Raw genomic sequence first — 12,361 nt, 5'->3', positions numbered from 1 at the left:
AGCAAGGCTTGCCCGCGAAGGCGTCATCCGCCTCACAACAAATCTGAAGGCGTCAACGGCTGCCCACGCCACTCAAACGCCACCGGCGCCAATACCTGATCAATCTGCGCTTCGTCCCACAAGGTCGCAAAGCTTTTGCCGACACCCGGATGCACCCGATCTGGCGCAATCAGCGACAACGGCCACAGCACAAAGGCGTTTTTCAGAATTTCTGCCCGGGGCAGGATCAAGCCATCGAAGTTACCCACCAGATCGCCGAACAACAGCACGTCGATATCCAACGGCAAACCCTTGCGGTCCGGCGCGTAACGGCCGTTGTCGGCCTCGATGAATTTCAGCCGGCGATCCAGCTCCATCAGCGGCAAGTCGGTAAAAGCCGACACCACGAAATTGAAGAACGGACCGCTCTTGATCCCCACCGGCTGGCTTTCGAACACCGCCGAGCAGCGGATATCCACCAGGAAACCCGCCAGGGCCTCCAGGCCAGCCTGCAAATGGGTTTCACGCTCGATATTGCTACCGAGCCCGAGGTACACCTGAGTCAGCGACATCCGCGCTCGATCTCCACGCCGACGCCGCCGGTGGCCGCCGGGACCGCGCCCGGCTTGGTCAGCTTGAGGCGCATCCATGTGATCTTGAATTCGCTCATCAGGACCTCAACCAAACGCTCGGCAAAGGTCTCGACCAGTTGGTATTGCGCCTGCTCGGCAAAGGCCTGGATACGCGACGAAACGCTCGCGTAGTCGAGCGCCAGGGTCAGGTCGTCACCCGCCGCTGCCGGGCGATTGTCCCAAGCGAAGCTCAGATCAAGTCGCAGGCATTGTCGGATGCCGCGCTCCCAGTCGTAGGCACCAATCACGGTGTCGACTTCCAGGCCCTCGATAAACACTCTGTCCAAGCACTTTTCTCCGCTGCACGACAAGGGCGCAATGCGCCGTTAGAATCAGGGCGTCCTCGCCCGGAATAGTTAGCATGTTTTGGTTATTGGCGACCTTCGCCTACCTGCTCGGCTCGCTGTCCTTCGCCATTTTGCTCAGCCGCCTGACCGGTAACCCCGATCCGCGAATGAGTGGCTCGGGCAATGCCGGCGCCACCAACATGTTGCGCCTGGCCGGCAAGAAACTCGCCGTCCTGACCTTGCTCGGCGATTTATGCAAAGGCTTGCTGCCGGTGCTGATCGCCGGTGTTGCAGGTCTTTCGCTGCAAGAACAGGCCTGGGTCGGCGTCTGCGCCGTAATCGGTCACCTGTTCCCACTGTACTTCCGCTTTCGCGGCGGCAAGGGTGTCGCCACCGCGGCCGGCATGTTGCTGGGCCTGTACCCGCCGGCAGCCTTGTTGGCGGTCTGTGCCTGGCTACTGACGTTCTACCTGACCCGCACCAGCTCGCTGGCGGCGCTGATCGCCACACCGCTGACCCTGCCGCTGCTCGCCTGGCAAGAGCCGGCGGCATTGCTGCCCATGAGCGCACTCACGGCACTGATCGTCTGGCGTCATCGCGGCAATCTACGCGACCTGTTTGCCGGGCGCGAACGGCATTTTTAAATACCGCCCATGAGCGCCGCTCATCACAGCGCCGACAACTGCTCCATCGGCCAGCGCGCCTGCACGCTGATCGCCAAGCTTTCGTGCTGGCCCGCCTGCAACCGCTGGCAACCGGCAAACGCAATCATCGCGCCGTTATCGGTGCAGAATTCCGGGCGCGCATAAAACACATCGCCCTTCATAACGCCGAGCATTTTTTCCAGGGAGGTGCGCAGTGCCTTGTTGGCGCTGACGCCCCCAGCGATCACCAGACGCTTCATGCCCGCCGCTTTCAGGGCGCGCTTGCACTTGATGGTCAAAGTCTCCACCACGGCCTGCTGGAACGCCAGAGAGATGTCGCAACGGGCTTGCTCGCTGTCGTCCCCGGCGCTGACGCATTGCTGCCAGGTGTTCAGGGCGGAGGTTTTCAAGCCGCTGAAGCTGAAGGCCAGGCCCGGGCGGTCGCACATTGGTCGCGGGAAGGTGAAACGTCCTGCAACCCCTTGCTCCGCCAGGCGCGCGATTTCCGGACCGCCCGGATAATTGAGCCCCATCATCTTCGCAGTCTTGTCGAATGCTTCGCCGGCGGCATCGTCGAGGGTCTCGCCCAACAACGTGTATTGGCCGATCCCGTCGACCTGAACCAGCTGCGTATGACCGCCTGATACCAACAAAGCGACGAACGGGAATTCGGGCGGTTGCGGCTCCAGCATCGGCGCCAGCAAGTGGCCTTCCATGTGGTGTACGCCAAGGGCCGGAATGCCCCAGGCAAAGGCCAGCGCCTGGGCGCAGGACGCCCCGACCAGCAGCGCCCCGACCAGTCCGGGACCGGCGGTATAAGCGATGGCGTCGATCTCGGTCGGCACGCAGCCGGCCTCGGCCAACACCTGACGAATCAAGGGCAGCATGCGTTTGACGTGATCACGGGAGGGCCAGCTCCGGCACCACGCCGCCATAGGCGCGATGCAGGTCGATCTGGCTGAACAGCGCGTCGGCCAGCAGGCCGCGTTCACTGTCATATAATGCGACACCGGTTTCGTCGCAGGAGGTTTCTAATCCCAGTACTAGCATGGGTTTGCGCCTTGTTTAGGCTGAATTCGAAGGCGCGCATAATAGTCGCCATGGGATGCCCCGACTAGCGGTTTTCGATCAGAGGCTTTGCATTCCGGTCGATGAGGAGTTAACATCCGCAACCCTTAAAAACCGACGTCTTCAAGTGCTCTTTTGCCGCGAGGATGTTGACCCCGGTAATGAATGAAGGTAGCTCTGGATGCCAGCCGTCAAAGTAAAAGAGAACGAACCCTTCGACGTAGCTCTGCGTCGTTTCAAGCGCTCCTGCGAAAAAGCCGGTGTACTGGCTGAAGTTCGTAGCCGCGAATTTTACGAGAAGCCAACTTCTGAGCGTAAGCGCAAAGCAGCAGCCGCTGTTAAGCGTCACGCCAAGAAAGTACAGCGCGAACAGCGCCGCGCCGTTCGTCTGTACTAATACACAGACGTTCGTAGCAAGCTTCTGCCAAGCCCGGCCCTCAGCCGGGCTTATGGCATTTGCGTAAAACGCTTGATGCTTTACCGTCAACGCCGCAGACGCGACCGAGACAAACCTGCTTCACAGCGTCAGACCTGGCTCTTTTGCCAGCGGTGCACGTCTTTTCTGACGAGCCTTCCAAGGCTACTGACGAGCACACCCACTGATTCCTCTCACGACGATCAGCCCAAGGCACCTTCTTGCGTGCCCGCTTATGAGCTATCCGAGGCCATCGACTGGCCGCAGCGGATTTCAGCGCAACACTTTCAAATAGTCGAATACTGATTGGTACTAACGTCAGTGGATTTTCGGCAGATACACTTCCCGACAGCGATTACGCAGACGACACCGGTCGAGCCGCACATTTTGCGTGCCTCAAACAATACCCTGTGTTCGCCAGCCTTTGTTTTGGGTCCATTTCAGATGACGAGAACGCCATGGCCGGGCTAATTCCCCAGAGCTTTATTGACGACCTTCTGAACCGCACCGACATCGTCGACGTGGTCAGCTCGCGCCTGCAAATGAAAAAAGCCGGCAAGAACTACACCGCCTGCTGCCCGTTTCACAAAGAGAAAACCCCGTCCTTCAGCGTCAGCCCCGACAAGCAGTTCTATTACTGCTTCGGTTGCGGTGCTGGCGGTAACGCCCTCGGCTTCATGATGGACCACGACAACCTGGATTTCGTCCAGGCGGTCGAAGAACTGGCCAAAGCCGCTGGCATGGAAATCCCCCGCGAAGAAAGCGGCCGCCCGCACAAGCCGCGGCAGCCGACCGATTCGCCGCTGTACCCGCTGCTCACCGCCGCCGCCGAGTTTTACCGGCAAGCACTGAAAAGCCACCCATCGCGCAAAGCCGCCGTGGACTACTTGAAAGGTCGCGGCCTGACCGGTGAAATCGCCCGGGACTTCGGCCTCGGCTTCGCCCCGCCCGGCTGGGACAATCTGTTCAAGCATTTGAGCAGCGACACCCTGCAACAAAAAGCCATGGTCGACGCCGGCCTGCTGATCGAGAACGCCGAAACCGGCAAACGCTATGACCGCTTCCGTGATCGCGTGATGTTCCCGATCCGCGACAGTCGCGGGCGCATCATTGCCTTCGGTGGCCGCGTGCTGGGTGACGACAAGCCGAAATACCTGAACTCACCGGAAACCCCGGTCTTCCATAAAGGCCAAGAGCTTTACGGCCTTTATGAAGCGCGCAAGAACAACCGCAACCTCGACGAAATCATCGTCGTCGAAGGCTACATGGACGTCATCGCCCTCGCCCAGCAAGGCCTGCGCAATGCTGTCGCGACCCTGGGCACCGCCACCAGCGAAGAGCACTTGAAGCGATTGTTTCGCGTCGTGCCCAACGTATTGTTCTGTTTCGATGGTGACCAGGCCGGGCGAAATGCCGCCTGGCGAGCGCTGGAAGCGGCGCTGCCGTGCCTGCAGGATGGTCGGCGCGCACGTTTCCTGTTTCTGCCCGAAGGCGAAGACCCGGATACGCTGGTGCGCTCCGAAGGCACTGACGCCTTCCGCGCGCGGATCAATCAACACGCGCAACCACTGGCCGATTATTTTTTCCAGCAACTGACCGAAGAATCGGACCCGCGCTCGCTCGAAGGCAAGGCTCACATGGCCACCCTCGCCGCGCCGCTGATCGATAAAGTCCCGGGCGCCAACCTGCGCATCCTGATGCGCCAGCGACTGACCGAAATCACCGGCCTGACGGGCGAAGCCATGAGTCAGCTGGTGCAAAGCGCTCCTCAGGACGCGCCGCCGGCCTACGATCCGGGCATCGATTACGACGCCATGCCGGATTACAGCGACTACCATCAGCCTCAGGCACAAGACACGTACGCGCCGCAGCAGGAATGGACGCCGAAGAAACCCGGCGCCGGCGGCAAGAAGTGGGACAAGAAACCCTGGGACAAGAATGGCAAGCGTGGCGGCGATCGCGATCAACCGAGCGCGCCACGCACACCGATTGCCGTAGAAGCCCCGACGCTGATCGCGCTGCGCACGCTCATTCATCACCCGGACCTGGCCGGCAAGGTAGAAACCGCCGACCACTTCGCCAATGAGAGCAATACCTACGCGCAGTTGCTGGTCGCCCTGATCGGGGCCGTGCAAAAAAATCCTAAGCTAAACTCAATCCAGCTAATGGCCCGCTGGCACGGGACCGAACAGGGACGTTTGCTCAAGGCTTTGGCGGAAAAGGAATGGCTGATTGACGGTGACAACCTTGAACAACAGTTTTTAGACACCATTACTAGGTTATCGGCAACGCAACACACGGATAGCCTGGAAGCACTAATCAGGAAAGCAAGGCAGCCAGGACTGACCGCGGAGGAAGCAAATCAGATCGCAAATCAGATGCGCGACCTATTAAAACGCAATATGGCTGTATCAACCCCGACCTCAACTGGCGCGTGAGGTCATAGCTCAGGTATAATCCTCGGCTTGTTTTTTGCCCGCCAAGACCTTCAGTGGATAGGGTGTTATGTCCGGAAAAGCGCAACAGCAGTCTCGTATCAAAGAGTTGATCACACTTGGTCGTGAGCAGGGTTACCTGACTTACGCGGAGGTCAACGACCACCTGCCGGAGGATATTTCAGATCCGGAACAGGTGGAAGACATCATCCGCATGATCAACGACATGGGGATCAACGTATTCGAGGTTGCGCCAGATAAGGATTCCCTTATGCTGGCCGACGCCGATACCGACGAAGCCGCGGCCGAAGAGGCAGCAGCAGCGTTGGCAGCGGTCGAGACCGACATTGGTCGCACCACCGACCCAGTGCGCATGTACATGCGTGAAATGGGTACGGTAGAGCTCCTCACTCGTGAAGGCGAAATTGAAATCGCCAAGCGTATTGAAGAGGGCATCCGCGAAGTGATGGGCGCAATTGCGCACTTCCCTGGCACGGTTGACCACATTCTGTCCGAATACACTCGCGTCACCACCGAAGGTGGCCGCCTGTCCGACGTCCTGAGCGGTTATATCGACCCGGACGACGGCATTGCGCCGCCTGCAGCCGAAGTACCTCCGCCTGTCGATCCGAAAGCCGTGAAAGCGGATGACGACACCGACGACGAAGAAGCTGAAGCCAGCACCGACGACGAAGAAGAAGCCGAAAGCGGGCCGGATCCGGTCATCGCGGCACAGCGTTTTGGCGCTGTCTCCGATCAGATGGAAATCACCCGCAAGGCGCTGAAGAAGCACGGTCGTGGCAACAAGGCGGCGATTGCCGAACTGGTGCTGCTGGCTGAGCTGTTCATGCCGATCAAACTGGTGCCGAAGCAATTCGAAGGCCTGGTCGAGCGTGTTCGCAGTGCCCTGGATCGCCTGCGTCAGCAAGAGCGCGCGATCATGCAGCTTTGCGTTCGTGATGCGCGCATGCCGCGTGCCGATTTCCTGCGCCAGTTCCCGGGTAACGAAGTCGACGAAAGCTGGTCCGACGGCTTGGCCAAGGGCAAAGGCAAATACGCCGAAGCCATCGGTCGCCTGCAACCGGACATCATTCGTTGCCAGCAAAAGCTGATCGCGCTGCAAACCGAAACCGGTTTGACGATTGCCGAGATCAAGGACATCAACCGTCGCATGTCGATCGGTGAGGCCAAGGCCCGCCGCGCGAAGAAAGAGATGGTTGAAGCGAACTTGCGTCTGGTGATCTCCATCGCCAAGAAGTACACCAACCGTGGCCTGCAGTTCCTCGATCTGATCCAGGAAGGCAACATCGGTTTGATGAAAGCGGTAGACAAGTTCGAATACCGCCGCGGCTACAAATTCTCGACTTATGCCACCTGGTGGATCCGTCAGGCGATCACTCGCTCGATCGCTGACCAGGCCCGCACCATCCGTATTCCGGTGCACATGATCGAGACGATCAACAAGCTCAACCGTATTTCCCGGCAGATGTTGCAGGAAATGGGTCGCGAACCGACCCCGGAAGAGCTGGGCGAACGCATGGAAATGCCTGAGGACAAGATCCGCAAGGTATTGAAGATCGCTAAAGAGCCGATCTCCATGGAAACCCCGATCGGTGATGACGAAGACTCCCATCTGGGTGACTTCATCGAAGACTCGACCATGCAGTCGCCAATCGATGTTGCTACCGTTGAGAGCCTTAAAGAAGCGACTCGCGAAGTTCTCTCCGGCCTCACTGCCCGTGAAGCCAAGGTTCTGCGCATGCGCTTCGGTATCGACATGAATACCGACCACACCCTCGAGGAGGTTGGTAAGCAGTTCGACGTGACCCGTGAACGGATTCGTCAGATCGAAGCCAAGGCGCTGCGCAAGCTGCGCCACCCGACGAGAAGCGAGCATTTGCGCTCCTTCCTCGACGAGTGATCACAAAACCCCCGGCCCAGGCCGGGGGTTTTGCTTTATACAGATTAAATCCCCCGCATCACCCCCCCGCCGAATTGCCCGTCTACACTCGAAACATTCCCCCCGAGCCATAACGAGACCGTTATGCCCAGATTGCCGACCGTGCTTTTTTTGCTGTCGCTGATGACCTGGACCGCAACGGCTGGCGCGCTGACTCTGACCGACGAAGAACGTAGCTGGCTGGCGGCTCACCCGGACTTGCGTCTGGGCGTCGACGCGTCCTGGCCACCCTTCGAGTTCCGCGACGAACAGGCGCGCTACCAGGGCCTGGCCGCGGACTATATCAACGTGATCCGCCAACGCCTGGACATCAAGCTCACCCCCATCGAGCCCGTCAGCTGGACGGTGGTGCTGGAACAGGTCAAACAAGGCAAGCTGGACCTGTTGCCCGGCATCATGTCGACCCCGGAACGCCAGACTTACCTGTCGTTCACCCGCCCCTACCTGGATTTTCCGATTGTCATCCTCGCCCATGTCGGAGGCGCCCAGCCGCGCAAAATCGAGGACCTGTACGGCCTGAAAATCGCCGTGGTGGAAAACTACGCCCCCCATGAGCTGCTACGCACCCATCATCCGGATCTGAACCTGGTGGCGATGCCCAACGTCAGCTCGGCGTTGCAGGCGCTGGCCACCGACGAAGTGGATGCCGTGGTGGGTGATCTCGCCTCCAGCGTCTGGAGCCTGCGCCAGCTCAAGCTCGACGGGCTCTATGTCAGCGGCGAGACGCCTTATCGCTATCAATTGGCAATGGCGGTGCCGCCGAAAAACAAAATGCTCGTCGGCATCATCGATAAAGTCCTGGCGGACATGAGCCCGAGCGAAATCAGTGCGATTCAAGAGCATTGGGTCGGCAACGTCCTCGATCACCGGACTTTCTGGTCCGACTTGTTGGTCTACGGGCTGCCGGGCCTGGTATTGCTGATCATCATCCTGGCGGTGGTGATCCGGATCAATCGCCGCCTGAGCTCGGAAATCGCACGGCGAATCGATCTGGAACAGGAACTGCGCAGCAGCGAATACCACTATCGCGGGCTGGTAGAGAGCCTGTCCGCCATTGCCTGGGAAGCACGGATCAGCGATTTCACCTACAGCTACGTGTCGCCCCACGCCGAGGATCTGCTCGGCTATCCCCTGTCCCATTGGCTGATTCCGGGGTTCTGGCGCAACATCATCCACCCCGCGGACCTGACCCGCGCCCAGACCTTTTGCGACCACGAAGTGCTGGCCGGGCGCGATCACAGCGTCGATTACCGGGTCATCACGGCCGATGGCCGCTGCCTGTGGGTGCGCGATATCGTCAGCCTGATCGAGCACGGCCATGAACCGGTGCTGCGCGGGCTGATGATCGACATCAGCGACGCCAAGCGTACGGAAGAGGCGCTGCGCCTGTCGGAACAGAAGTTCGCCTCGGTGTTCCAGCAATGCCCGGACATCCTGGTGATCGCGCGGCTGTCCGATGGCTGCCTGCTGGAGGTCAACGAAGCCTTTGAAGAGCAGATTGGCCTCAAGGCCCGGGACGTCATCGGCCAGACTGCCACCGATTTGAACATCTGGGGCATTCCGGGGGTTGGGCCGGGCTTGCTGCAACGGTTGCAGGCCGGCAGCATCCGCAATCTGGAGATGCCCTTTCGCCGCAACAACGGCCAGGTGTTCACCGGCCTTATTTCCGCCGAGCCGTTCGATCTCGATACGACGCCCGCACTGGTGGTCGTGGTGCGGGACATCAGTCAGCTCAAGGAAACCCAGCAACAGCTGCAAACCTCCGAAGAAAAGTTCGCCAAGGCCTTCCACGCCTCGCCTGACGGCTTGTTGCTGTCGCGGCAGAGCGATGGCCTGCTGCTGGAGGTCAACGAGGGTTTCAGCCGCATTACGGGCTTCAACAGCGCGATGTCAGTGGATCGTTCGGCGCTGGACTTGGGGATCTGGGTCAATCTGAACGAACGCAAACAGATGCTCGACTTGCTGCATCGGGATGGCTTTGTCCGGGATTTCAGCTGCCACATCCGCCGCAATGACGGGCAGATCCGCCTCTGCGAAGTGTCCAGCCGGCCGCTGCCGATCGGTGATGAAGATTGCATGCTGACCATCGCCCGAGACATCACCGAGCGCCACCTGATGCAGGAGAAACTGCAACAGGCCGCCACGGTATTCGAGAGCACCGCCGAAGGCGTGTTGATCACCGACACCCAGCAGCACATCAGCGCGGTCAATCGCGCTTTCACCGAAATCACCGGTTACAGCGAGAGCGAAGCACTGGGCCACACCCCTCGCCTGCTCGCTTCGGGCCTGCATGACAGCGCGTTCTACGCGGCGATGTGGCATCAATTGACCGACGAGGGCCATTGGCAGGGCGAGATCTCCAACCGGCGCAAGAACGGCGAACTGTACCCGAGCTGGCTGACCATCAGCGCCGTGCGCAACCGCGACAAGTTCATCACGCACTTTGTCGCCGTGTTCGCGGACATCTCCAGCCTCAAGCACGCCCAGGCCAAGCTCGATTACCAGGCGCACCACGACCCGCTCACTGGCCTGCCGAACCGCACGCTGTTCGAAAGCCGACTGCTGACCGCGCTCAACAACCAGCAGGAAAACGGCGGCCAAGGCGCGGTGTTGTTCCTCGACCTAGACCGCTTCAAGCACATCAATGACAGCCTCGGCCACCCGGTCGGCGACCTGCTCCTCAAAGGCATCGCCGTGCGCCTCAAGGAGCAGCTGCGGGACATCGACACGGTCGCGCGCCTGGGCGGCGACGAGTTCATCATTCTGCTGCCCGGCTTGCAGCAAGCCAGCGATGCCGACCACATCGCCACCAAACTGCTCAACTGCTTCTGCGCACCGTTTCAGGCCGGTGAACACGAGTTCTTCATCAGCGCCAGCATCGGCACCAGTCTTTATCCGAAGGACGGTTGTGACGTCGCCACGCTGGTCAAAAACGCCGATGCGGCGATGTACCGCTCCAAGGCCAAGGGGCGCAACCGGGTCGAAAGCTACACCCGCGACCTCACGGCCCAGGCCAGCGAGCGCATAGCGCTGGAACACGAACTGCGGCGCGCCATCGAGCGCAATGAATTGCACCTGTACTACCAACCGAAGATCAGCCTCGACGACCATCGCCTGGTGGGCGCCGAAGCGCTTATACGCTGGCGCCACCCGACCTTCGGTGACGTGCCCCCTGAGCACTTCATTCCCCTGGCTGAAGAAAACGGCATGATCCTGCAGATCGGCGATTGGGTACTCGAGACCGCGTGCCGGCAGATGTTTGAATGGAACCAGCTCTACGAAAGCCTCGGCCCACTGTCGGTCAACCTCGCCGGCGCACAACTGCGCCAGCCGAACCTGCTCGGCCGCATCGAACAACTGCTCAAGGACAACCGCCTCAAGCCCGGATTTCTGCAACTGGAAATTACCGAAAACTTCATCATGAGCCAAGCTGAAGAAGCGCTGGCCGTGCTGCACCAACTCAAACACCTGGGCGTACAACTGGCGATCGACGACTTCGGCACCGGTTATTCGTCCCTCAGTTACCTCAAGCGCCTGCCGCTGGACATCCTCAAGATCGACCAGTCCTTCGTCCGCGGACTGCCGGATGACCCCCACGACGCGGCCATTGTGCGAGCCATCATCGCCCTCGGCCGCAGCATGCAATTCACCATCATCGCCGAGGGCGTCGAAACCCAGGCCCAGCAAGAATTCCTCGCCCTCGAAGGCTGCGAACAGATCCAGGGCTACATCGTCAGCCTGCCCTTACCGCCCGAAGAATTCGCCGCGACGTTTCTTCGTATAGCCGTATCGGATTTTTCGGATAGCACAGCCGAGAAACCATCGCTATAATCCGCGGCCTACTGAGGGCCTATAGCTCAGTTGGTTAGAGCAGAGGACTCATAATCCTTTGGTCCACGGTTCAAGTCCGTGTGGGCCCACCAAACAAAAAAGCCGCGCTGATGCGCGGCTTTTTCGTGTCTGGCGTTCTGGTTTTTCAGATGAGTTTTGCTTCAATAAAGCAGCGGAAATGTCCACAAAGTGTCCACATCGATTTCCAGCGACACGAAGTCATCCGTAGACACAAATTTGAAATTGACAAACCGACCTTGAACTTTAGGACGGCTCAACCTATAAATACTATAGAAAAACACATGAGCCCTCTTCTTCCTTTTCCACTGCCAAAAAAGAAAGCGCTTGAAATTATTCGTGAGCTTTCAGAGGTATCGGAACGCATCTTCTACTCCCCACACGCTAAGGCGCGGATGATTGAACGAGGCGTGAACATGCCGGACGTGATGGACTGTCTGGGTAAAGGGCAGATCACCGAGGGGCCGTTTCAGCAACCGGGAGGTGATTGGAGATTTACTATTTCCTGGTTCAAAGCTGGGTCACCTCTCCAGGTCGTCGGGGCAATCGACATCGATGACGACGGGACATTTCTCGTCATAGTGACCACGATACAAAAGAAGGGATGAATTTTATGTACCACTACGTAGAAAGCGGCCTACCGAACGTATGGCTTAGCAATGGCTTCGTGGTGAAGGAGACCGCCTATGGCGAGTCTGTCGCCATCACGGATGTGAAGGGCCTCCATGACGTAATCGGCAAAGCCATCGCGGAGAAACCTTCAGTACTAACAGGTGCTGAGTTCAGATTTTTGAGGAAGGAGCTTGGCCTGTCCCAGGAAAGCCTCGCCGAGATTGTTGGTTTGACAAGTCAGGCTGTAGCGATCTGGGAAAAAACCGACAAGATCCCGATGGTAAACGACCGTTACTTGCGAGGCCTTTATCTTGAAGCCAAAACGGGTGAAGCGGATCTGATGGCGGCTATCAATACCATCAACAAAATGGACCACGAACTCTACAAACTGAATCTGGAGTTTGAAGGCGAATGGCACAACCAAGCATGCGCTTGAGTCTGAATGTTCTGTAAAGCCCGGCAAAAAATGCCGGGCTTTTT

At 59.2% G+C, this 12,361-nt stretch carries 9 protein-coding genes, 1 tRNA gene and 1 pseudogene; 8 read left to right on the top strand and 3 right to left on the bottom strand.

The annotated features are described in order from the left end of the window. Window positions 1-32: 32 nt before the first annotated feature. Both folK and folB read right to left on the bottom strand, forming a co-directional pair. Window positions 33-551 carry a 2-amino-4-hydroxy-6-hydroxymethyldihydropteridine diphosphokinase gene (gene folK / locus ACZ89E_RS25675; protein ID WP_463258638.1) on the bottom strand — a complete coding sequence of 173 codons (519 nt, stop codon included), beginning with the start codon at window positions 549-551 and terminating at the stop codon, window positions 33-35. Continuing rightward, complete coding sequence (gene folB, locus ACZ89E_RS25670) at window positions 542-898, bottom strand: dihydroneopterin aldolase (RefSeq protein ID WP_015097071.1); 357 nt, start codon at window positions 896-898, stop codon at window positions 542-544. Before folB ends, folK begins: the two co-directional genes overlap by 10 nt. A 74-nt stretch (window positions 899-972) precedes the next feature. On the opposite strand from folB, the gene plsY reads away from it, so the two are divergent. Beyond that, window positions 973-1,542: a glycerol-3-phosphate 1-O-acyltransferase PlsY gene (gene plsY / locus ACZ89E_RS25665; protein WP_149659577.1), complete on the top strand. Its 570-nt coding sequence runs from the start codon at window positions 973-975 to the stop codon at window positions 1,540-1,542. 23 nt (window positions 1,543-1,565) lie between these two features. Here plsY and tsaD read toward each other — a convergent pair. After that, a pseudogene (gene tsaD / locus ACZ89E_RS25660) lies at window positions 1,566-2,592 on the bottom strand (tRNA (adenosine(37)-N6)-threonylcarbamoyltransferase complex transferase subunit TsaD). Window positions 2,593-2,791: 199 nt separating this feature from the next. On the opposite strand from tsaD, the gene rpsU reads away from it, so the two are divergent. The 7 genes from rpsU to ACZ89E_RS25625 all read left to right on the top strand — a co-directional run bounded on the left by rpsU (window position 2,792) and on the right by ACZ89E_RS25625 (window position 12,317). Beyond that, window positions 2,792-3,007, top strand: coding sequence for a 30S ribosomal protein S21 (gene rpsU, locus ACZ89E_RS25655; RefSeq protein WP_002551877.1), 216 nt, complete (start codon window positions 2,792-2,794; stop codon window positions 3,005-3,007). Window positions 3,008-3,483: 476 nt separating this feature from the next. Further along, window positions 3,484-5,463 carry a DNA primase gene (dnaG, locus tag ACZ89E_RS25650; protein ID WP_133835747.1) on the top strand — a complete coding sequence of 660 codons (1,980 nt, stop codon included), beginning with the start codon at window positions 3,484-3,486 and terminating at the stop codon, window positions 5,461-5,463. A gap of 67 nt (window positions 5,464-5,530) precedes the next feature. Continuing rightward, window positions 5,531-7,381, top strand: coding sequence for an RNA polymerase sigma factor RpoD (gene rpoD / locus ACZ89E_RS25645; RefSeq protein WP_054044152.1), 1,851 nt, complete (start codon window positions 5,531-5,533; stop codon window positions 7,379-7,381). A 123-nt stretch (window positions 7,382-7,504) separates the two neighbouring features. Continuing rightward, a complete protein-coding gene (locus tag ACZ89E_RS25640) occupies window positions 7,505-11,251 on the top strand; it encodes a bifunctional diguanylate cyclase/phosphodiesterase (protein WP_463258639.1) in 3,747 nt (1,248 codons plus the stop codon). 15 nt (window positions 11,252-11,266) lie between these two features. After that, window positions 11,267-11,343: transfer RNA gene (locus ACZ89E_RS25635), tRNA-Ile, on the top strand. Next, on the top strand, window positions 11,332-11,877 hold the full coding sequence (locus tag ACZ89E_RS25630; RefSeq protein ID WP_476256686.1) for a DUF4258 domain-containing protein: 546 nt from the start codon (window positions 11,332-11,334) through the stop codon (window positions 11,875-11,877). The genes ACZ89E_RS25635 and ACZ89E_RS25630 overlap by 12 nt, the downstream gene beginning before the upstream one ends. Before the next feature lie 5 nt (window positions 11,878-11,882). Further along, window positions 11,883-12,317 carry a transcriptional regulator gene (locus ACZ89E_RS25625; protein WP_149659581.1) on the top strand — a complete coding sequence of 145 codons (435 nt, stop codon included), beginning with the start codon at window positions 11,883-11,885 and terminating at the stop codon, window positions 12,315-12,317. Window positions 12,318-12,361: the final 44 nt, after the last annotated feature.

It is taken from the genome of Pseudomonas sp. TE3899, assembly GCF_056279105.1.
The sequence above is the reverse complement of the archived record's forward strand: the minus strand, read 5'-3'. Positions and strand labels throughout refer to the sequence as shown.